This window comes from Pararhizobium sp. PWRC1-1 (genome assembly GCF_049897905.1).
GTDB lineage: Bacteria > Pseudomonadota > Alphaproteobacteria > Rhizobiales > Rhizobiaceae > Pararhizobium.
Genome location: NZ_JAFCXE010000016.1, coordinates 102,630 through 124,659, shown reverse-complemented (window position 1 = coordinate 124,659; position 22,030 = coordinate 102,630). Strand labels below are relative to the sequence as shown.

Sequence of the window (22,030 nt, the reverse complement as noted above, 5' to 3'; positions counted from 1 at the left end):
CCGTTCTCCATCAGGAGGGCGGTCTTTTCTATGTCCGGCCGCGGCTTACCGACTAAGGTTTGGCGATAGCCGCCAGCCTGCGATCAAATCCATCCAGAATGCGCTTGACCAGAGCCGGATAATCCTCGTCAAAATGATGGCCTCCGTCGATTGCGATGACTTCGATGCCGGTATCCTTCAGTGTCGGACAGACATCATCCTCCTCGTCGGTCCCATAAACGCACTGCACGACGGCTGGTTTGATCTTGCTTATGTCGTCTGCCGGATCTCCGGCCCCATCCGCCGCCGCCGCACCCAGCCAGCCAAGCACGGAAATCTTGTAATCCACCTGATGCGACACGGCGAGCAGCGATACCTGCGCAACGCGGTCGCGATCGGCCTGTGGCAGCAGATTGTAGGTCCGGGGCAGGATATCGGCACCGAAGGAATAGCCGATCAGCAGGATATGCTTGACGTTCCAGCGCTTTCCATAAAATGCGATGATGCGATGCAGATCATCGGCGGTTTCCTGCGGCTGGCGTTCAGACCAGAAGTAACGCAGGGAATCGATACCGACCACCGGCATGCCCTGCTGCTGCAGAACATCACCGACTTCCTTGTCTATATCGCGCCAGCCGCCATCGCCGGAATAGACGATGGCCATCGTGTCACGCGTCGGCTTGGCCTCAAGCACCGTCAGCGGCAGACCGAGCGGATTGTCCTCGCCTGCGGAGGCAGAAACGAGCCCCGAAAGCGCATCGGAAAAAGCCGTCCACGTTTCGTCATCGGTCTCGGTGATTTCGATATCGCTGTGCTTGGCTGTCAACTCCGCAACATGGGCGCGGCCATCTGCAGGTGCATCCTTGGTAAACAGCACAGTGACCGGGTCGGGCAGCGGGCCGTCGGTCAGACCGTAGACCATCCGATCGCCCACCTTTTTCTTGTCGGCGGGCGTACAGAGTTGTTTGCTCAGTGCGATGCCGGCCTCGGGATCGATCGCCAGCGTCTGCCCGATTGTCGCTGCCGGGGTCTGCGCCGCGATGGCCAAAGCCAGCGCGCCGCCCGCGCCGGCGCCGACAACGATCGGTAGCCGGTAATCGTTGTTCTTCGCCGCCCGCTGGACTTGCTGACTTAGCGCTTCGATGTCCGACACCATGTAGATGCAGTCGCCGTCGTCCTTCGCCAGCGATGCCAGATAGCTCGGCAGATCGATGCCGATGACCAAGGCGCCGCCGTCGCTCAGGCTTTTGGCAAGCGTATCCTCCTTGTCCGACCATCCGGCCTTGTCCGAAATCAGCACCACGGCGGCAGCGACATCGCCGGTAGGCGTCAGAATGTGCGGCGACGGAATCATGCCCGTATCAAAGGCGGCAGGATCCTCCGATCGCGCCGGGAATGCCGTGAAAAACAGGCTGGCTGCGAAAGCGGCCTGGCAGAATGTCTTCAAGATCATTTTTTCACAATTCCCTTAACGCCGCCGCCAATCAGGAATGTTGCATCCATCAGTGCCAGAACGGGGTTGATACCACCACCCGCTGCCATATAACGCGGCTGCCAGTGCGGATGGAATTTCGACTTGAAGGCCTTCAGGCCCTTGAAGTTATAGAAGCGTTCGCCGTGTTCGAAAACCGTGCGGCCAACCTTGTCCCAGACAGGCGAGGAACGGCGGCCGGAAAGGCCGGCCAGCGGTGCCATGCCGAGATTGAACCGCTTGAACCCCTTGTCGCGCAGATATTCCATCAGCGATACGAACAGGAAGTCCATCGATCCCTTCGGCGCATCCGGCAGGAAGCGCATGAGATCGATGGTCCCTTCCTCGCAAACATCGGTCACGAGGATATTGGCGAAGGCGACGATTTTCCTGTTCAGCCGCAGGACCGCGACCGGTTGGGCGGCAATATAGTCCGGGTTGAATGCACCGAGTGAAAAACCCTTTTCCTTGGCACGATGGTGCGCAAGCCAGGCGTCGGAGACCGCAACGAGATCGTCCATGATCGCCGGGATGCCGTCCGGCTCGACGACGGCGAATTCCAGGCCGTCGCGCTGCGCCCGGCTGACGGTCTGGCGCAGAGTGGCCCACTTGCCGCCCTTCAGCTCGAACGTTGTCAGGTCCGCCGTGGCAAGCTCGCCCAGACGGAACGCCCGCAGGCCCGCATCCGCGTAATAGGAGAGCCCGGCAGGAGACACCTGGTAGAAAACCGGGCGGCAGCCGCAGGAACGCGCTTCCTCGATGAACTGCCAGATCAGGTCCGGCCACGCATCGCGCGGGCCAACAGGATCAAACAGGGCAATCCAGGACCGGGCCTGACGGCCATACATGATGAAGGCGCGGCCATCGGTTGAAAACATCAGGCTCTTGTCGCCCATTCGCACAAGATTGGCGTCCGACATATCCTGCATTCTGGCAATGGCGATCGCCTTGTCGATGTCCTCTGTGGAAGACGCTTCCCTCGGACCCTTGGCCGGGCGCAACAGGCTCCAGAGCGCGGCGGCACCGGAGAAAATCGTCAATCCGAGGACAGCGCGAAGGCCGCGCGGCGCTTCCTCCGACAGCTCGAACTGCCACCAGAGCGTATTGCTGTATTCCACGTCGCGATAGACGAACAACAGCACGATCACGGCAAAGGCGCACAGTGCCAGCATCGCCGTCAACCACGGCAGCGTCAGCCGTTCGTTCGACAGGTTTGCAGGCCGGTCGAACAGGCGGTGCGTTGCCAGCAGGCTAACGATGAAAAATGCGAGCAGGCTGGCCTCGATCAGCGCAACGGCCTTCAACAGTGAAAACAGCAGCGCGATAACGGCGACGACCAGCGCTGCCCACCAGGCACTGTCCAGCCGCCGGGCCAGGCCACGCGCGACGATGACGAGAACAAGGCCGAGCAGGCTGGCCAGGAAATGGGTGCCTTCGATAATCGGCAACGGCACATAGTCGGCCAGGAAAGCCAAATTGTCATCCGGCGTCGGGGTGACGCTGGAAAACACCAGCATGGCGGCCAGAATAAGCGCGAGTGTTGCCAGGAGAAGCGGCGTCAGCCGGCCTGCCACGCGGCGAAGGCTGGAAGCGACCGGCTTGCGGTAGAGACTGCGCAACTCGGCACCGATGACGAAGATGACCGCCAGAAGCAGCGGCAGGACATGGTAGATCAGGCGGTAGAGGACGAGTGCCCCCAGAACCGTGTCGACATCGACCGCCTGTCCGAGCGCGGCAACAATCACCGTTTCAAAGACGCCGAGGCCGGCCGGGACATGACTGAGAACGCCAAGGCCGACAGCCACCGCATAAATCGCAAGAAACGCCGGCCAGCCGATCACGCCGTCGGGCAACAGCACGTAGAGGACGGACGCCGAGGCCGCCAGGTCGAGGACGGTCACGAGAAACTGGCGTGATGCCGTGCGCGAATCGGGAATACGCAAGGAAAAACGCCCCAGCTGCAGGGCCCGGTTGTCGCGCCCCGCCACCATAAACGCCACAAGAACGGTCAGGATCAGGATCGCGATGGTACGGAGTGCCGGTGAACTCATGCCGACGAGCGGCGCCACTTCCGGAGCGATCATTAAAAGGCTGAGGGCCGTGACGCTTGCCAGCCCGAGCCCAAAGGCAAGGGTGACGAAAGCGATAATGGCGCCGATTTCTTCCGGCTTCAGACCCAGGCGCGAATAGGCGCGGTAGCGGATGGCGCCGCCGCTCAGCGGCCCAAAACCCGCCGTATTGCCGACGGCATAGGCCGCCGCCGCCGTCAGCGTGACATCCGCATAAGGCAACTTTCGTTTGAGGTAGATCAACGCTCCGACATCGTAGAAGGTCAGGGCGAAGAAGCTCAAACCGGTAAAGCCGATGGCAAGCGCGATGGACGTGGTGCTGGCGTTATCGAGCGCCGACATCACGTCCTCGTAGCGAACTTCACTCGTCAGGTGGAAGATCGCATAGCCGGCAAGGGCAAGAATAAGGATCGTAGCAATCGCCGCCAGCAGCCGGCCCTGAAGCCATACCCGCTGAACCAGGACTTGAGCACCATTGTGCTCATCGTTTCTATCGGCCGGATTGGACATTGAGCACCTGGTGGGGCATTTCAAACTGTAATGTCATCGACATATACATCCTGCGATAGCTAAATAAAGTGAACTTAATGTAATCTTCAAACGCCTGATTCCAGCCTTTTTGCGCCGGCACGAGGGCCCCACCAGATTCGAACCGGCTCTTGGTCGCGTAGCACCCGCATCATGACATCTGTAACCATTGGCAGCATTGACCACTTTAACGCGCCAGCCTATTTCAATTTCATGACAGAGCACATCGAGACGGAAAAACCAGAAGAACCGGTATTGCATGCCCTGCGCTGCAAACTGCGCATGCTCTATCTCGGTACGAGTACCCGGGCGATCCGGTTTCAGATCACCATGGCGTTCATCGATCTCGCCATCATCATCTTCTTCCTCGTCGGCCCCTATTTCGCTGCCGGGCATACCTACCTCATCATCGACTATGCAATCGCCGCGCTGATCGCCTTCGAGCTCGGGGCCCGCGCGCTGATCGCTTCAAGCTTCAGACGCTGGCTGACCCGGCCGATGACCTGGGTCGATATCGCGATCCTGGCGACCCTGCTCTTTCCGGCACAATTTTCCAATTTCGCGTTCCTGCGTGCCTTCCGCATCTGGTCGCTTGGTCAGAGCAAGGTGTTCACGCTTCTGATCAAGCGGGCGGGCTATGCGGAATGGGAAGACGTCATCCGCGCCTGCATCAATTTTGTGACCTTCCTGTTCCTCGTCACCGGCTTCGTCTATACCGCGTTTTTCTATCATCAAGCGGCAGGTGTCGAAGGGTTCGTCGATGCCCTCTATTTCACCGTCGCCACCATCACGACGACAGGCTTCGGCGATATCACCCTGCCCGGAACACTTGGCAAGCTGACGTCCATCGTCACGATGATCTTCGGCATCTCGCTGTTCGTGCGGTTGGCGCAGGCGATCGTGCGCCCGCACAAGGTCGTCTTCCCCTGCCCGCAATGCGGCTTGCAGCGGCATGACGCCAACGCAGTGCACTGCAAGGCCTGCGGCCATGTCCTGAACATTCCGGACGAAGGAAACTGAAGCCTGCGTCTCCCTCCCCCTTGTGGGGAGGGTGGCCCGGAGGGCCGGGAGGGGTTTCTTCTGTTCAAAGCGTGCAGCTTCCCCTCCCCAACCCTCCCCACAAAGGGGAGGGAGTTGCCTGAGCAGGCCGCACTTCATCAAGTGCCCTAGCGCTCTAAACCCGCGTCGCCTTCAGCCTGTCCTCGTCCAAGACGACACCGAGCCCCGGCGCTTCGCCGAGTTCAAGCCAGCCGCCCTTGTGTTTCAAGGGTGAAACCATCGGATAGTCGCGGCGGGCCTCGCTCCATTCGGGATTGTCATAGGGATACTCCAGGAACGGAGCATCGCCGGCACCGGCGGTCAGGTGCGCGTTGGCGAGCACGCCGATGCCGTTTGTCCAGGAGTGCGGCGTAAACATCACCCCGGCTTCCCTGGCCTGATAAGCAAGACGCCGGCAACCGGTAATGCCGCCGACCAGCGCCACATCGGGCTGGATCACGTCGAAGGCACGCTCCTCGATAATATCGCGGAATTCATAAAGTTCGCGGGTCATTTCGCCGCCAGCGATACGCATGCTGGTCGCGTCCGACAGACGGCGCATGCCTTCGCGGTCGGAGCGAAACAGCGGCTCCTCCATCCAATAGATACCGAGCTTCTCCAACTCCCTGGCAACAGTCAGAGCGTCCTTGAAGGTCCAGGAAAGCGTCGTATCCCACGGCATGCGCCAACCCTGGTTACAATCGACCATCAGTTCCAGCTTGTCGCCGACGCGGGCACGGATCGCCTCAAGCGCCTTGACATCCGCCTTCCAGCTGCCACGGCCACCGGCCGAGGAAGAGAAACGCACCTTCATGGCCGGAAAGCCTTCAGCAATATAACGTTCCGCAGTGTCGGCCATGGCGGACGGATCACGCAGAACACCGGACGAAGCATAGAGCCGGACCTTGTCCGCGCGGCCACCAAGCATGCGCCATACGGGTTCGCCGGTGATCTTGCCGGACAGGTCCCACAGCGCCAGATCCATCGGCCAGCAGCGGCCATAATGGAACGAGATATGCGACAACACCTCATAATGCCGCTCCAGATGCCGCGGATCCTGCCCGATGAACAGGTCCTCATGGCCCTCAAACCCTTTCATCAGGTCGCCGGAACCGATGCCCTCGCGGCCCTCGTCATCGCGGACGCGGACGATCGTCGCATCGAAATGCTTGCGCGGACGGCCGTCCCAGCTCGCCTTGAAGGCCGGATCGAGCGGCAGGCGGTGATGGGTGATCTCGATGGAAACGATCTTGCTCATAGCCCTGCTCTCCTCAGCCGAAATGCTGCCAGATGGTCTTGTAGTCGCAATATTTGTCGATCGCGTGCACCGAACGGTCGCGGCCAAAGCCCGACTGCTTGAAGCCGCCGAATGGCGTGGCGAAATTCGACATGTCGTAGGTGTTGATCCAGACCGTGCCGGCATGCAGGTTTTCAGAGAAGCGGTGAGCACGGCTCATGTCCGTGGTGAAGACGGCACCGGCAAGACCATAGATCGTGTCGTTGGCGATCCTGAGCGCCTCTTCTTCGCTATCGAACGGGATGGCGGCCAGCACGGGTCCGAATATTTCCTGGCGGGCGAGGCTCATATCGTTGGTCATATCGACGAAAACACCGGGGGAGACGTAATAGCCGCCGGTTTCCGCCAGAACCCGTTCGGCACCAAACGCGCGGCGCGCACCCTCCTTCTCACCGGCAGCGATCATCCCGAGCACCTTGTTCATGTGCTCCTCCTCGATCAGCGCACCGATCTGGGCCGACGGCTCGAAGGGATGGGCGAGCGCGATGTCGCTCTTCGTCACCGCTTCGATCTTGGCGATCAGCGCGTCCTGCACCGAACGTTCGACGATCAGCCGTGTCGAGGCATGGCAGGTCTCGCCGGAATTATAGAAACAGCCCCAGGCAACGGCGGATGCGGCGGCATCGAGATCGGCATCGGCAAACACCACCAGCGGCGACTTGCCGCCCAGTTCGAGCGCCACGCGCTTGACGTTGGATTGGGCGGCATAACCCATGATCAGCTTGCCGACCTCCGTCGAGCCGGTAAAGGCGATCATGTCGACATCCATATGCAGCGCCAGCGGTTTGCCGGTTTCCTCGCCAAAGCCGGTGACGACGTTGAGGACGCCTGCCGGGAGACCGGCTTCGTAACCAAGCTGGGCAAGACGGATGGCCGAGAGCGAGGACTGCTCGGCTGGCTTGAGCACCACGGAATTGCCCGCTGCAATCGCCGGTCCGAGCTTCCAAGCATCGATGATCATCGGATAGTTCCAGGGCGTAATGGCGCCGATAACGCCGATCGGTACCTTGCGCACGATCGCCCGTTCCGAAGGCGGCGTCGGGGCCACCTCGTCATAGAGCTTGTCGATCATTTCGCCATAGAACTGGATGCCATCGGCGCAGAGCCGGACGTCGACATTCAGCGAGGCCATCACCGGCTTGCCGACATCGAGCGTTTCCAGCATCGCCAGTTCATCACCGTGGTCGCGGATAAGCTGCGCCCATTTCAGCATGACCCTCTTCTTTTCAACCGGATCCTTGTGCCGCCAGACGCCGCTGGCAAAGGCAGCACACCCGGCGGCCACCGCCCGGTCGATATCGGCAGCATTGCCGCGCGCCAGAACCCCGCCCGGCTGTCCGTCCATCGGGCGTGTGCGGGTGAAGGTCTGGCCGGATGACGACGGCGACAGTTCGCCATTGATAAAATGGCGGCCTTCCGGCTTCAGAGCTGAGAGAACGTTTTCCCAGTAGTCGCGGGTATACTGCTTGGTCATGATCAGGCTGCCTTCGGAAGGGACATGATGGATGCGGCGAAACGGGCGATATCCTCGTCGCCGATTTCGCGAATGGTCGAGCGGCGCATCGGCTGATTTTCCGGCGCCTTCATCTCCTCGGAGAGCGCCGCCGCATCGAGAGCCGAGAAAGCCTTCGGCAAAACGCGGGCGATACCGCAACGATTCATCAGATCAGACACGAAGGCCGGCAGTGCTGCCGCATCGGCAAGGCCGCAGGCATGAGCCGCGGCGTTCAGATCGGCGGTATCAGCTTCGACCAGCCAGGCGAGCGTCGCTTCGAAGCCGAGTGCCGTAGCAAGGCCATGATGCACAGGCGCTAGGCCTGCCATGGCATGGCTGATATTATGGGCGACGGCCGTGCCGCAATTGTCGATGGCGATGCCGGCGTAGCATGAGCCGAGCAACACCTTGCCGCGGCCCTCCATATCATTCGGCTCCTTCACCGCCGTCTCAAGCGCATCCGTCAGCAGACGCAATGCCTCGTGAGCATAAAACTTGCCGCCAGCGTGAGCATTGCGGTTGGTGGCAGCCTCGAAGGCATGGATGAAGGCGTCCATGCCGCACCAGGCCGTCAAGGTAGCAGGCAATGTCGCGGTCAGGGCCGGATCAAGCAGCACCAGATCGGCCTTGGTCTCGGCACCCCAGATCCAGAGCTTCTTGCCTTCCGGCCCGGCAAATATATTGGTAGCGGATGTTTCCGACCCCGTTCCGGCGGTGGTTGGCACCATGATCTTCTTCAGTGGATTTTTCGGCAGGGGATTGGCAGCAAGAGCATAATGCATGGCGTCTTCGCCGGAAGCTGCGCAACAGGCGGCAATCTTTGCAATATCCAGCGCAGAACCGCCACCGATGCCGATCACGACATCCGCTCCGGTGACGGTTTCGGTCGCCTTGCGCACATGCGCGATCTTCGGCTCACCGGCGAAATCGGAAAATACCCGCACCTCGATGCCTTCAGCCTTGAGCTGGGCAACGACCCGCTCCGCCAGCCCCGATTGCGCCAGGAAACTATCGATGATGAGGGCTGCGGTTTTGCCGCCAAAAGCCTTGGCTGCGGCACCGATCGTTTCGTGGAGATTTTCACCGAAACGGATTTCGGGAACGAAGGATGTGGAGAACGGCACGGGGTCTATCCTGCAATGCGAGGTGGATGCTGCTTCCACCGTGCATCACAATCTGATATTTTCAAATATGGGCATTATTCAGCCATTTTGATAATCTGAAGTCATGGAAGACATATGCTCGATCATATTCCGCTGGAAGCATTCCGTGTCTTTGACGCAGCCTGCCGGCAAATGAACTTCTCCAAGGCTGGCCGCGAGCTGAACATCACCCAGGCCGCCATCAGCCGTCGCATCAAGGGACTGGAAGATCATCTCGGCACGCCCTTATTCATCCGGCGCGGCAAAAACCTTGAACTGACGCCAAAAGGAGAACAGCTGTTTCAGCGGGTGCGCGCAACGCTCGAATACCTGGAGGAAAGTCTTGAGCCATTCCGGCCCGGCACCGGCGGAACGATCGCCATTGCAGCCAGCGGCTCGGTTTCTCATCTCTGGCTCGGGCGGCGGCTGAGGGACTTCGGCAAGGAGAACCCAACCATTTCGTTGCGGCTTCTGACCTCTGATACGCCCTCCGATCTTGCATCGGAAAACAATGATCTCGTCATTCTCTATTCGACCGGCGAGCATCCGCGCTGGAATCTGACGCTGCTGATGCCGGAACTGCTGGCCCCGGTCGCCTCGCCGGATTACCTGGCAAGCCGTGGGCTCGACAGCGGCAAACTCTCTGTCACCGATATCGCCGCGCTTGACCTGATCGACTATGAACGTTTCAACGCCCACTGGATCTCGTTTCGCCAATGGTTCGGCCGGCTGCCGAATCCGCCGCGGCTCAAGCTGCAGAATCCGCGCTTTTCCTTTTCAACTTATATCATGGCGATCGATGCGGCCCTGCGCGGCGATGGCATCGCGCTTGGCAGTCTGGGATTGATCGACGAGCAGATCGCAGACGGGCAGCTGGTGCGGGTAGGTCAAGAATGCCTGGCAACCGGATACGGCTACTATCTCGGCCTGCCGAAATACAAGACAGTATCGGCGGAAGCGATGCACCTGCACGCAAGGTTGCTTGAATCGGGAACGGTATGACCAAAAGCGTGGGCCGATTGTGAATTGCCGTCGAATCAAGCAAGGCTCTATCAGCCGCTGTCGTGGTATATTGCCGGCCAGTTGCAGCTGTGCAAGGTCTTGGTAGCAATGCTGCCATGTCCAAAATTGCGTATAGCCCGCGTCTCCCTTCCCTCTCGCTGGTTCCGGGTCCATCTTGATGGCATCGTTTCTTGCATTTTATGCCTTGATATGTCTGTTTTTTCTCGACAATACCTATCGTGAGGGTGAGATCGGCGGTGGCGGCTGGGATGGAATGCGTGTTCTCGGATTGGTTTTGTGCCTCGTGTGGCCTTTGCTCCTTGTTCACGCGATCGTCATGGCTCGTTTGAGCCGGCTGACCGGCTGATCCCGCCCGCAAAAGTTACCAGGGTGGGCCTGGAACAAACAAGAAGCCGGATGGCCAGGGCATGAAAACGTCCAAGGCCGGTGGGAACCGCGGAGTTCGGGTTTCGGCATGAAAGAGCAGCGGAAAAGCCGGTCTGGAAAGGTTTTCTTTCTCGTCGCTGTGGGCCTGGTCTTTGCAGGTATTCTGGCAACGGTTCTGCTTGCCAACAACCACCGGAATCTCGACCTGCTGTTGACCTATCTTGGCTATCCGGACCTTCTGCGAAAACCCGATCCGGCTGCAAAACAGGTGAAGATCACGCAAAGCCGGGGCATTCGCATGCCGCCGGCTCGCATGGTGTTGCCGGTCTATACATTCGCCGACTTCAAGGCACCGCAACAGAATTTTATCCGCCTGATCCAGAGCGATCCGCGAACCCTTTGCGAACAGTTGAAGAGCGGCGGCTTCGGCGACTTGGACTGGACGGTGAGCAGCAACAGCAAAGACAATTGGGAATGCTCGTCCTTCGTTGAATTGCCTATTCAGAACAATGCGGGAGACGTGCAGTCTTCAGTCTTCATCTCCATCAAGGGTGCGGCCGAAAACCTCGTCACCTCCTTCCGCGTCAAGCTGAACATAGAAGCCGCAGCCGACACGGCCAAGGTTGCAGACCTTGCCGGCGACGCTGCGGGCATCTTCCTGCGGCAGGTTCGCTGGGGGAATATCGACGAGATCATCGCCAAGATCCATGCGCTGGAAGCGTTCGATATCCGTGACTTTGGCAGTCGCATCCAGTTCAAGAAAGAGTTTGGCGAAACGCCGCGCTACAATTTCATCGCCTACCAGATCACCAACCGGCGCAAGAAAACGCCAGGTGAGCTGTTTTTCGATCGGCAAAAATGGTTTCCGCTGACTGGCAGCGACGGCCTCCCCATGATCGACGGCATGATGGCCGGTGAAAGCGCTGAAGGCTTGACGCTCGAAAATCCGGCCCCGTAATCAGCTTATATCAAGGCCGCCACAATCCATCTCGGACTGCACATATTAACCAAACGTAACAAGATAACCCGTCAGGGCATTGTCGAAGATCGTCGTATTTAATAGATTACTAAAAATCCAATATTCTACGCACGAACAAAGTAATTTTATCAGGCGGCAACACTAAAAGTTTTATTAGCCTTCGTCATATTATCACGTACGCAGAAAAACGTATCGTCCTCGTCTGTCAAGAACATCGGGAGTAGCCAAAGCATGGCAGAGGAAATGGTGTTCGAACCGGCTTCGGCCATCAAGATGGCAGGCCGCCGAACAGGCAGGACGCTGCCAACGAAATTTCTCCCTCCCGATAACGACCGGCGGAAAGACGACAACAGCTTTTACATCCATCCGACCGGCTCCCCGAACGCTCCCGTTCAACTGGCTGTCAAACGTCTTTTCGACGCCGTTTGCGCCTCTCTCGGACTTCTGTTTCTTGCGCCGGTGTTTTTCCTCATCGCCGTATTCATCAAACTGGGTAGCAAAGGCCCGGCCCTCACCCGGCAATTACACACCGGCCTCAACGAAGTCCCGTTCGATGTCTTGCGATTTCGTTGTGAGTACCGCCGCGGCATGCCCCATGCACCGGCCGCCCCGCCGCTGACGCCGATTGGGCGCATCTTACAGAAGACCCATCTCGATGGATTGCCGCAATTATGGAATGTGCTTGCCGGCGATATGTCGCTGGTCGGGCCAAGCCCGCATGTTCCCGATATGCAGGTTGGAGGGCAGCGCTATGCCGAACTGGTAGAGGGATACGAATACCGCCACCTGATGCGCCCCGGCCTGACCGGACTGACACAGGCCCGTCATCTACACGGCCTGGCCGGACACCGCTGGATGGTGATCCGCCGCATCGTTTGTGACGTCAATTATATTCGTAATTTTTCCTTGATCATGGATGTGAAGATCGTATCCCGCAACATCCTCAATGCGCTAAAGAGCGCCACCGGCCTTTAGAGCCAAAAGGCAGACATCCCCAACAACAAAGCCGCCGGAAAAATATCTTCCGGCGGCTTTTTTACCGGCGGATCGACAGTGATCCGCCTGAGAATACAGAACCAGGCGCCGGTATTATCCGGCGCCTGGTTGCTATCTTTTACTGCCAGCTCTTGACCAGTTCGTCGTAGTTGATGGTCTGCGGCTTTTCTTTTTCGTTTTCGATCTTAAGCTGCGGTGCAAGGTTGCCCTTCGAGACGGCATCCTTGTTCCAATATTCGAGATCGTGCTCTTCGGCGAGCTTCGGACCCATTTCGCCCTGGATGCCGGCGCGTTCCAGACGCTGCAGAACCTTTTCCTGCTCGGCGCACAGCGAATCCATGGCTTCCTGCGCGGTCTTCGCACCCGAGGACGCGTCACCGATCGCCTGCCACCAAAGCTGTGCCAGCTTCGGATAGTCAGGGATGTTGGTACCGGTCGGCGACCATTGAACGCGGGCCGGCGAGCGGTAGAACTCGATCAGACCGCCAAGCTTCGGCGCACGATCCGTGAAGCTCTTGTGCTGGATCGTCGACTCGCGGGTCAGCGTCAGGCCGACATGGCTCTTTTTAAGGTCAACGGTCTTGGAGGTGACGAACTGCGCATAGAGCCATGCGGCCTTGGCGCGGTCTTCCGGCGTGGACTTCATGAGCGTCCAGGCACCCACGTCCTGATAACCGAGCTTCATGCCGTCCTTCCAGTAGACGCCGTGCGGGCTTGGAGCAAAGCGCCACTTCGGCGTACCGTCAGCGTTGACCACCGGCAGACCTTCCTTCACGAAGTCGGCGGTGAACGCCGTATACGTGAACATCTGCTGGGCGACTTCGCCCTGCGATGGAACCGGACCGGATTCCGAGAAGGTCATGCCTTCGGCGGACGCCGGCGCATAAGCCTTGATCCAGTCCAGGTACTTCTGGATCGAATAGACCGCTGCAGGACCGTTGGTGTCGCCACCGCGGGCAACGCAGGAGCCGACCGGCTGGGACTTCTCGTTGACCTTGATGCCCCATTCGTCGACCGGAAGGCCGTTCGGCAGGCCCTTGTCGCCGTTGCCGGCCATGGAAAGCCAGGCGTCGGTGAAGCGCCAGCCGAGCGACGGATCCTTCTTGCCGTAGTCCATGTGCCCATAGACCTTCTTACCGTCGATTTCGCGACCGGTGAAGAATTCAGCGATGTCCTCATAAGCAGACCAGTTGACCGGAACACCGAGATCGTAGCCGTATTTCGCCTTGAAATCGGCCTTGTTCTTCTCGTCGTTGAACCAGTCATACCGGAACCAGTAAAGGTTGGCGAACTGCTGGTCGGGCAGCTGGTAGAGGTCGCCGTCCGGGGCTGTCGTGAATTTCGTGCCGATGAAATCAGCGAGGTCGAGACCGGGATTGGTCACGTCCTTGCCTTCATTGGCCATCCACTTGGTCAGTGAGCGGGCCTGCTGGTAACGCCAATGGGTGCCGATAAGGTCAGAGTCGTTGACATAGGCATCATAGATATTCTCGCCAGTCTGCATCTGGGTCTGCAGCTTTTCAACCACATCGCCTTCGCCGATCAGGTCGTGCGTGACCTTGATGCCCGTGATCGCGGTAAACGCCGCGGCAAGGGTCTTGGATTCATATTCGTGTGTGGTCAGCGTTTCGGAAGCCACCTTGATGTCCATGCCGGCAAATGGCTTTGCCGCATCGACGAACCATTGCATTTCGGCTTCCTGGCCGGCGCGATCGAGCGTCGAGACATCGCCGATTTCCTTATCGAGGAACTGCTTTGCCTCGTCCATGCCCGCGAATGCGGATCCGGTAAAGGCCAGCAGCAGAACTGCTGTTGATGTTAAAAGGTGCCGTCGCATAATTGTCCTCCCTTAAAGGTTTTGCGATTGCAATGTCGGATTGCCTCCCCGGCAATCCGTTTCAGTAATCTTGCCTCAAACCAGCTTGAAAACGCCGACGGCGTACACGAAGGAAAGCGCAAGAGCCCACCACACGTTGGGACCGACAAGTCCCAGCCATGCGAGATGAATGAAGGCGCTGCCGAGCAGCGAGACGAAAAGCCGATCGCCGCGCGTCGTCTCGAAGCGCAGGATGCCGACGCGCGGGCTGCCACCCGGCCGCGCATATTCCCAGACGGCCATCAGCGACAGGAGCGCAAAGATGGTGAGGAAGAACATCGCGCCCGGAAAGGACCAGGCCATCCAGCCGCCAGGGATCAGCGGCGCAAACCAGTCGCGCACGCCGTCCTTGATCGGCAGCGCCATGATGAGCAGCCCGGTTAAGGCGGCATAGACGACGAGAACGGCAGCCAGCGCCAGGGGCCAGCGGTTGATGCGTTGGGACACGGTGGCCATTAGACTCTCCCCAGGGCAAAGCCCTTGGCAATGTAGTTTCTGACGAAATAGATCACGATCGCACCGGGAATGATGGTGAGCACACCGGCCGCGGCCAGTACACCCCAGTCCATGCCGGATGCAGACACCGTGCGCGTCATTATCGCGGCGATCGGCTTGGCGTCGGTCGTCGTCAGGGTCCGAGCGATCAGCAGTTCGACCCAGGAGAACATGAAGTTGAAGAACGCGGCGACACCGATACCGGATGCGATCAGCGGGATAAAGATCCGGACAAAGAAGCGCGGGAACGAATAACCGTCGATATAGGCGGTCTCGTCGATTTCCTTCGGCACGCCCGACATGAAGCCTTCGAGGATCCAGACCGCCAGCGGCACGTTGAAAAGGCAATGCGCCAGCGCCACGGCGATATGCGTATCGATCAGGCCGAAAGCGGAATAAAGCTGGAAGAACGGCAGCGCGAAAACGGCCGGCGGTGCCATACGGTTGGTCAAGAGCCAGAAGAACAGGTGCTTGTCGCCAAGGAACCGGTAGCGCGAGAAGGCATAGGCCGCCGGCAACGCCACCGAAACCGAGATCACGGTGTTCATCACCACATAGATGATCGAGTTTATATAGCCCTTGTACCAGGATGGATCGGTGAAGATCACAGCGTAGTTCCTGAGCGTCGGCGCATGCGGATAGAGCGAGAACGTGCCGGTGATCTCGGTGTTGGTCTTGAAGCTCATGTTGACGAGCCAATAGATCGGCAACAACAGGAAGATGATGTAGATCGTGGGCACGAGCCAGGAGAGGCTGCGGCCGGATGCCAGGGATGCAGATTGTGTTGCGGTGGTCATTGTTTTTCCTCCCTCCGTCCGTCAGCTCTGCGCATCGCTATTGGTCATCACGGTGTAGAATATCCATGAGAGCAACAGGATGATCAGGAAGTAGATGAGCGAAAGTGCTGCTGCCGGACCGAGATCAAACTGGCCGATGGCCGTCTTGACGAGATCGATCGACAGGAATGTGGTGGCATTTCCGGGTCCGCCGCCGGTGATGACGAAGGGCTCGGTATAGATCATGAAGCTATCCATGAAGCGCAGCAGGAAGGCGATCAAAAGCACGCGCTTCATCTTCGGCAGCTGGATATAACGGAACACCGCCCAGCGCGAGGCACCGTCGATCTTTGCAGCCTGATAATAGGCATCCGGGATCGACACGAGGCCGGCATAGCAAAGCAGAACCACAAGGCTCGTCCAATGCCAGATGTCCATGACGATCAGCGTCACCCAGGCGTCGAAGACATTGTTGACATAGTTGTAGTTGATACCGAGCGCTGCCAGCGTGTAGCCGAGCAGGCCGATATCGACCCGGCCGAACACCTGCCAAATGGTGCCAACGACGTTCCACGGAATGAGCAGCGGCAGCGACATCAGAACGAGGCAAACGGGAACGCCAAACCCCGTCTTCGGCATGTTGAGCGCGATCAGAATACCGAGCGGGATCTCGATCGCCAGGATGATGGCGGAGAAGATCAGGTTGCGGGTCAGCGCATCCCAGAAACGGTCGGACTGCAGCACCTGGATGAACCAGTCGGTGCCTGCCCAGAAGAATTCGTTGTTGCCGAATGTGTCCTGCACCGAATAGTTGACCACCGTCATCAGCGGGATGACCGCTGAGAAGGCGACCAGCACCAGCACCGGCAGGACCATGAACCAGGCCTTGTTGTTCCAGGTCTTTTCCATGATCAGGCCTCCCCCCCTACACGCCAGCTGTCGGCGTAAATATTGATGGCCGCGGAATCGAAGGTGATCTTCGGTTCCGCCGGGATTTCGCCGTCCTCATGCACGACGATGGCGATCGGCTTGTTGGCGAAGGACGCGCGGACGATCTTCTGGCGGCCGATATCCTCGACCTTGGAGATCGTCACCGGCATGCCCTCGCGGCCAAGCCGGATGAATTCCGGACGGATGCCGAGTTCGGTCTTCGCACCGGCGGCGATCTTCGGCGCAAAGGACAGGGCGAGCTTCTGGCCATCGAGATCGACGGAGGAACCGTCGATCTTCGCCGGCAGCACATTCATGCCCGGGGAACCGATGAAATAGCCGACGAAGGTGTGCTTCGGCTTTTCGAACAGCTCCGCCGGCGTGCCGATCTGGACGATCTCGCCATCATACATGACAACGACCTTGTCGGCGAAGGTGAGCGCCTCGGTCTGGTCATGGGTGACGTAGACCATGGTGAAGCCGAACTGCTTGTGCAGGCGCTTCAGCTGCGAGCGCAGCACCCATTTCATATGCGGGTCGATAACCGTCAGCGGCTCGTCGAACAGGATGGCGCTGACGTCGGAGCGGACAAGACCACGGCCGAGCGAGATCTTCTGCTTCTGGTCGGCGGTCAGCCCCTGCGCCTTTTTCTTCGCCCGGTCGGACAGGCCGATCATTTCGAGGATTTCCGTGACGCGGCGATCGACTTCGCCTTCCGGAACCCGGCGGTTGCGCAACGGAAAGGCCAGATTGTCGTAAACGGTCATCGTGTCGTAGATCACCGGGAACTGGAACACCTGGGCGATGTTGCGCTCCTGCGTCGACAGGTTGGTGACATCCTTGCCGTCGAACAGGATCTTGCCTTCCGACGGCTGCAGCAGCCCGGAAATGATGTTGAGCAGCGTGGTCTTGCCGCAGCCGGACGGACCGAGCAGCGCATAGGCGCCGCCATCATTCCATTCGTGATGCACTTCCTTCAGCGAATAGTCCGAGGGCTTCTTCGGGTTCGGGCCGTAGGCGTGGCGGATATGGTCGAGATTGATGCGTGCCATGGTTTTCTCCTCACGCTCCCCGAGCGGCAGAGCCGCCGATCGCGCGTCCATCCGGCCCGAACGCCATCAGGTGGCGGGTATCGACGAAAAGCTCGATTGCCGTATCCGGATCGATGTCGTGAATGCCGTGTTCGAGCATGACCCAGCGCGATCCCGCGCAATCGACATGGATGAAGCTTTCCGAGCCGGCGATTTCCGAAATGATGATGCGCGCCTTCAGCGTCGCCGCCGTGTCGTGCGGACGGGCAAGCGACAGATGGTGTGGATGGAAGGCGATGGTATAGGCGCCGTCGGCGATACCGGCCAGGTGCGCCGGCACCGGCAGGACGCTGAGGCCGCCGCGTTCGAATGTGTTGCCGGACTTCACAACGTCGAGCGTATTGAGCGGCGGATCGGCAAAGGTTTTTGCGGTGACTATATCGGCCGGCTTGCGATAGACCGAGATCGTCGACCCGAACTGGCTGATGCGGCCCTGGTGCATGGTAGCGGTATGGCCACCGAGCAGCAGCGCTTCCTGCGGTTCGGTCGTCGCATAGACGAAGATCGAGCCGGCAGCGGCAAACAGCTTCGGCAATTCTTCGCGCAATTCCTCGCGCAGCTTGTAATCGAGATTGGCAAGCGGCTCGTCGAGCAGAACGAGGCTGGCATTCTTGACGATGGCGCGCGCCAGCGCCGTGCGCTGCTGCTGGCCACCCGACAGGTTGAGCGGCGTGCGCTCGAGGTAAGGCGTCAGCTTCATCAGCTCGGCCGCCTTGCGCACCTCGCGATCGATCGTTGCCGCATCCTTGCCGGAAATGCGCATCGGCGAGGCGATGTTCTCGTAAACGGTCATCGCCGGGTAGTTGATGAATTGCTGGTAGACCATGGCGACAGAACGATCCTGCACGCGCACGCCAATCACATCCTTGCCGTCGAACGAGATCGTGCCAGTCGTCGGCTTGTCGAGCCCAGCCATCAGTCGCATCAGCGATGTCTTGCCCGACAGCGTCGGGCCCAGCAACACATTGAGCGAGCCCCGCTCCAGCACAAGATCGGTCGAATGGATATGCGTATCCGCCCCGACAACCTTGGTTATGTTTTTCAGTTCAAGCATTCTCAGGCTTCCTCCCAGCCGTAGGCAGCGCCATCCCGGCGCGACCGTCAGGCAACGTTGCGGATAGTCTCCCGCATGTATTCCTCCAACCCGGCGGCTTCCGCCTGGGTCAATGTCAAGCCCAGCTTGGTGCGGCGCCAGAGGATATCCTCGGCGTGCCGCGCCCATTCCTGGGTCATCAGCCACTGCACCTCGACCTCATAGAGATCAGCGCCGAAATGCAACCCAAGGTCCTCCGCCTTGCCGGCATTGCCCAGCAGACTTGCTGCCAGCGTACCATAAAGCCGGACCAAGCGGCGCGCGTGGCGCTCAGTCAGAAACGGATAGCGGCTCTTGAGTTTCGTAACTTCGGCGTCATAGCCGCTCGCCGGAAAATCACCGCCCGGAAGGACGCTTTTCGCGGTCCACGGATTGCCCTTCGCGCCGATCGCGCCGGCGATCTTTTCCAGCGCATGCTCGGCGAGCCGGCGATAGGTGGTCAGCTTGCCGCCGAAGACGTTGAGCAGTGGCGCATCGCCGTCGCCGCCATCGATCTTCAGCACATAATCGCGCGTCGCTTCCTGCGCCTTCGAGGCGCCGTCATCAAACAGCGGCCGCACGCCGGAATAGGTCCAGACCACATCGGCCGGCTTGACCGGTTCGGAAAAATACTCGCTCGCCGCATTGCAGAGATAGGCAATCTCGCCCTCGGTGATCTGGATGTTCTTCGGGTCGCCGGTGAAATCATTGTCGGTCGTACCGATCAGGGTGAAATCGGTCTCGTAGGGGATCGCGAAGATGATGCGGTTGTCCGGGTTCTGGAAGAAATAGGCGCGGCTATCGTCAAACTTCTTCTTCACGACGATATGGCTGCCCTGAACGAGGCGGACATTGTGGACATTGTTCTTGCGCACGGCACCCGACAAAACCACGTCGACCCAGGGGCCGGCCGCATTGACCAGCATCCGCGCCTTGAAGGTGTTGACGCCACCGGTCGCCGCATCCTCCACACTCACAGACCAGAGGCCGCCTTCACGCTCCGCCGAGACGACGCGGCTGCGGGTCATGACGCGCGCACCCTTGAGCGCTGCATCCTTGGCGTTAAGCACCACGAGGCGGGCGTCATCGACCCAGCCGTCGGAATATTCGAATGCCTTGGTGAACAGCGCCTTCAACGGCTTGGCAGCCGGATCGCGCCGCATGTCCAGCGTACGAGTGGCGGGCAAAAGCTTGCGGCCGCCGATATGATCGTAGAGGAAAAGGCCGAGACGGATGAGCCAGGCCGGGCGGATGCCGCCTTTGTGGAACGGCAGCACGAAGCGCATCGGCCAGATGATATGCGGCGCCATCGCCCAGAGCACTTCGCGCTCCATAAGCGATTCACGCACCAGCCGGAATTCGTAGTGCTCGAGATAGCGCAATCCACCATGAATGAGCTTGGTGGCGCGCGAGGAGGTACCGGAGGCGAAATCGTCCATTTCGGCCAGCGCAACCGAATATCCACGGCCGGCAGCATCTCTTGCGATGCCACACCCATTGATGCCGCCACCGATCACGAAAATGTCGAGTACATCTTGCGCAGGCACTGCTTCCCCTCCCACATTTCGCATTGCACAATTTTGCGCAGATGCGAAAGTAAAAATAATTAAAGCGAAAACCTTACGAATGTCAAACGAATGTTTTTGGAAAACAAGCAGCCGCTAAAATCAACGATTTCAGCGCGCCGTTTCGATCAGCCGAACATCCTGCTCCTGGCAGATATTCCGGACATTCTCGATGGGACAAATATCGGTAATGAAGGTGTGAACCTGGGTGATATGGCCGATCCGGACCGGCGCCGTGCGCTCGAATTTGGTCGAGTCCGAAACGAGAATAACATGCCGGGCATTGGCAATGATCGCTTGGGCCACTTTCACTTCGCGATAATCGAAATCCAGAAGCGCGCCGTCGTGATCGATCGCGGATGCGCCGATAACGGCATAATCCACCTTGAACTGGCGGATGAAATCCACCGCCGCCTCACCGACGATACCGCCATCGGCACCGCGCACGACGCCACCGGCAATGACCACTTCGATCGATGGAAAAACTCGCAAGCGATTGGCAACATTGATGTTATTGGTAATGACCATCAGTTCCGTATGGTCAAGAAGCGCTTCACCGACGGCTTCCGTCGTCGTGCCGATATTGATGAAAAGCGAGGAATTGTTCGGGATCATCGCGGCAGCAGCCTGGCCGATTGCCTGTTTTTCCAGAGCTGCGATCGAGCGGCGGGCCTCGTATTTCACATTCTCGTTGCCACGCGGAAAGACCGCCCCACCGTGGATACGCGTCAGCACCCGGCCGTCGCATAGATCGTTGAGATCCTTGCGGATGGTCTGCGGCGTCACGGAAAAGCGTGCGGCCAGTTCATCGACGAGAACCCGGCCATCGGTCTTGGCAAGCTCTAGGATTTCCGACTGGCGCCCCGTCAGATACATGGTTACTCCTCCCCTTCGTTTTCGTTTTCTTTCATAATAGGCAAAAACGAAAGCAGCGCAATTTCATAAACGCAGCGAGTGCTTAAAATGAACCCTTTTCAAAGAAGGGAAACCGGCTGCGTTGCAATTCCGGTCATGATGCTACAGCCTGTCGGTGGCTGAGGAGGAGTTCACTATGTTTCATCCATCGCTGTTCAAAGGCTTGAATGTTGTCGTCACCGGCGCCGGTCGCGGTATCGGCTTGGAGGTCGCCCGCCAGTTTCTCGATTGCGGCGCAACCGTCTATCTGCATGGCGGCCGCGTGGCGCGCGAGCCGCTGCCCGATTTTCTCGATGCGGCTCTGACCGAAGGCCGGGCTTTTCTCTCGTATGCCGATTTCTCGACTGCAGGCGGCATCGAACTTCTGGCCACCGGCATCGCCACGCGTTTCCAGGCCATCGACATTCTCATCAACAATGCCGGCACGATGGTCGGCCGGTTTCTCGCCGGTGACCTGACCGATGAACAATATGAGACGGTGGTGCAGCTCAACCAGACCTCCGTGGTGCAGACCACCCGCGCGCTCTTGCCACTGATCCGGCGCGGCACCCATCCGGCCATCATCACCACTGTGTCGATCTCGGCGCTCACCGGCGGCAGCGCCGGATCGGCGATCTATTCGGCCACCAAGGCCTTCGTCTCGACATACTCCAAGGCACTCGCCCGCGAGCTGGCGCCTGAAGGTATCCGCGTCAACTGCGTTTCGCCGGGAACGATCACCACCGATTTCCACGAACGCTACTCATCCGCCGAAAAGCTCGAAGCCACCCGCAAGACCATCCCGTTGCAACGGCTGGGCACCGCCGAGGATTGCGCCCCGGCCTATTTGTTCCTCGCGTCGAACGCGCTCTCGGGTTACATCACCGGACAGGTGCTGGAAGTGAACGGCGGTCAGTTGATCTGCTGAGCGTAGGCATGGGGGAGGGT

19 protein-coding genes are annotated in these 22,030 nt (G+C 59.4%); 6 read left to right on the top strand and 13 right to left on the bottom strand.

Translation table 11 applies throughout. The annotated features are described in order from the left end of the window. Positions 1-52: 52 nt before the first annotated feature. Positions 53-1,432, bottom strand: a complete 1,380-nt coding sequence (locus tag ACP7E0_RS23105; RefSeq protein WP_426128181.1) for a virulence factor family protein — start codon at positions 1,430-1,432, stop codon at positions 53-55. Beyond that, the gene (gene mprF, locus ACP7E0_RS23100; RefSeq protein WP_426128179.1) at positions 1,429-4,029 is read right to left on the bottom strand and encodes a bifunctional lysylphosphatidylglycerol flippase/synthetase MprF; all 2,601 of its coding nucleotides are present in this window, start codon (positions 4,027-4,029) and stop codon (positions 1,429-1,431) included. The genes ACP7E0_RS23105 and mprF overlap by 4 nt, the downstream gene beginning before the upstream one ends. Before the next feature lie 231 nt (positions 4,030-4,260). Here mprF and ACP7E0_RS23095 point away from each other — a divergent pair, with 231 nt between their 5' ends. Next, entirely contained in the window at positions 4,261-5,067 is an 807-nt protein-coding gene (locus ACP7E0_RS23095) for a potassium channel family protein (protein ID WP_426128247.1), read from the top strand. 154 nt (positions 5,068-5,221) lie between these two features. On the opposite strand, the gene ACP7E0_RS23090 is transcribed toward ACP7E0_RS23095, so the two are convergent. Genes ACP7E0_RS23090 through ACP7E0_RS23080 form a run of 3 tightly spaced genes read right to left on the bottom strand, consistent with a single transcriptional unit; the run spans position 5,222 to position 9,001 of the window. After that, positions 5,222-6,343 carry a mandelate racemase/muconate lactonizing enzyme family protein gene (locus ACP7E0_RS23090; RefSeq protein ID WP_426128178.1) on the bottom strand — a complete coding sequence of 374 codons (1,122 nt, stop codon included), beginning with the start codon at positions 6,341-6,343 and terminating at the stop codon, positions 5,222-5,224. 13 nt (positions 6,344-6,356) lie between these two features. Further along, the gene (locus ACP7E0_RS23085) at positions 6,357-7,856 is read right to left on the bottom strand and encodes an aldehyde dehydrogenase family protein (RefSeq protein WP_426128176.1); all 1,500 of its coding nucleotides are present in this window, start codon (positions 7,854-7,856) and stop codon (positions 6,357-6,359) included. A 2-nt stretch (positions 7,857-7,858) separates the two neighbouring features. Further along, positions 7,859-9,001, bottom strand: coding sequence for an iron-containing alcohol dehydrogenase (locus ACP7E0_RS23080; RefSeq protein ID WP_426128175.1), 1,143 nt, complete (start codon positions 8,999-9,001; stop codon positions 7,859-7,861). Between the two features lie 114 nt (positions 9,002-9,115). Here ACP7E0_RS23080 and ACP7E0_RS23075 point away from each other — a divergent pair, with 114 nt between their 5' ends. The 4 genes from ACP7E0_RS23075 (at position 9,116) to ACP7E0_RS23060 (ending at position 12,362) form a co-directional block, all read left to right on the top strand. Next, positions 9,116-10,021, top strand: a complete 906-nt coding sequence (locus ACP7E0_RS23075; protein ID WP_426128174.1) for a LysR substrate-binding domain-containing protein — start codon at positions 9,116-9,118, stop codon at positions 10,019-10,021. A 178-nt stretch (positions 10,022-10,199) separates the two neighbouring features. Next, on the top strand, positions 10,200-10,388 hold the full coding sequence (locus ACP7E0_RS23070; RefSeq protein WP_426128172.1) for a hypothetical protein: 189 nt from the start codon (positions 10,200-10,202) through the stop codon (positions 10,386-10,388). 108 nt (positions 10,389-10,496) lie between these two features. Next, positions 10,497-11,366 (top strand): DUF6030 family protein, encoded by an 870-nt coding sequence (locus ACP7E0_RS23065; protein ID WP_426128170.1) that lies wholly within the window; start codon positions 10,497-10,499, stop codon positions 11,364-11,366. Between the two features lie 252 nt (positions 11,367-11,618). Next, on the top strand, positions 11,619-12,362 hold the full coding sequence (locus tag ACP7E0_RS23060) for a sugar transferase (RefSeq protein WP_426128169.1): 744 nt from the start codon (positions 11,619-11,621) through the stop codon (positions 12,360-12,362). A gap of 139 nt (positions 12,363-12,501) precedes the next feature. On the opposite strand, the gene ACP7E0_RS23055 is transcribed toward ACP7E0_RS23060, so the two are convergent. The 8 genes from ACP7E0_RS23055 to ACP7E0_RS23020 all read right to left on the bottom strand — a co-directional run bounded on the left by ACP7E0_RS23055 (position 12,502) and on the right by ACP7E0_RS23020 (position 21,064). Continuing rightward, positions 12,502-14,220: a carbohydrate ABC transporter substrate-binding protein gene (locus tag ACP7E0_RS23055; RefSeq protein ID WP_426128167.1), complete on the bottom strand. Its 1,719-nt coding sequence runs from the start codon at positions 14,218-14,220 to the stop codon at positions 12,502-12,504. 75 nt (positions 14,221-14,295) lie between these two features. Then, positions 14,296-14,715 (bottom strand): DUF2160 domain-containing protein, encoded by a 420-nt coding sequence (locus tag ACP7E0_RS23050; RefSeq protein WP_426128165.1) that lies wholly within the window; start codon positions 14,713-14,715, stop codon positions 14,296-14,298. Beyond that, a complete protein-coding gene (locus ACP7E0_RS23045) occupies positions 14,715-15,551 on the bottom strand; it encodes a carbohydrate ABC transporter permease (protein ID WP_426128163.1) in 837 nt (278 codons plus the stop codon). The genes ACP7E0_RS23050 and ACP7E0_RS23045 overlap by 1 nt, the downstream gene beginning before the upstream one ends. A 21-nt stretch (positions 15,552-15,572) precedes the next feature. Next, entirely contained in the window at positions 15,573-16,439 is an 867-nt protein-coding gene (locus tag ACP7E0_RS23040; protein WP_426128161.1) for a carbohydrate ABC transporter permease, read from the bottom strand. Positions 16,440-16,441: 2 nt separating this feature from the next. Further along, entirely contained in the window at positions 16,442-17,512 is a 1,071-nt protein-coding gene (locus ACP7E0_RS23035; RefSeq protein ID WP_426128160.1) for an ABC transporter ATP-binding protein, read from the bottom strand. A 10-nt stretch (positions 17,513-17,522) separates the two neighbouring features. After that, positions 17,523-18,605, bottom strand: coding sequence for an ABC transporter ATP-binding protein (locus ACP7E0_RS23030; RefSeq protein WP_426128158.1), 1,083 nt, complete (start codon positions 18,603-18,605; stop codon positions 17,523-17,525). A 47-nt stretch (positions 18,606-18,652) separates the two neighbouring features. Continuing rightward, the gene (glpD, locus tag ACP7E0_RS23025) at positions 18,653-20,194 is read right to left on the bottom strand and encodes a glycerol-3-phosphate dehydrogenase (protein WP_426128157.1); all 1,542 of its coding nucleotides are present in this window, start codon (positions 20,192-20,194) and stop codon (positions 18,653-18,655) included. Between the two features lie 105 nt (positions 20,195-20,299). After that, a complete protein-coding gene (locus ACP7E0_RS23020; RefSeq protein WP_426128155.1) occupies positions 20,300-21,064 on the bottom strand; it encodes a DeoR/GlpR family DNA-binding transcription regulator in 765 nt (254 codons plus the stop codon). A gap of 175 nt (positions 21,065-21,239) precedes the next feature. Between ACP7E0_RS23020 and ACP7E0_RS23015 the strand changes: the two genes are divergently transcribed. Further along, positions 21,240-22,010, top strand: coding sequence for an SDR family NAD(P)-dependent oxidoreductase (locus ACP7E0_RS23015; RefSeq protein ID WP_426128153.1), 771 nt, complete (start codon positions 21,240-21,242; stop codon positions 22,008-22,010). Positions 22,011-22,030 lie beyond the last annotated feature (20 nt).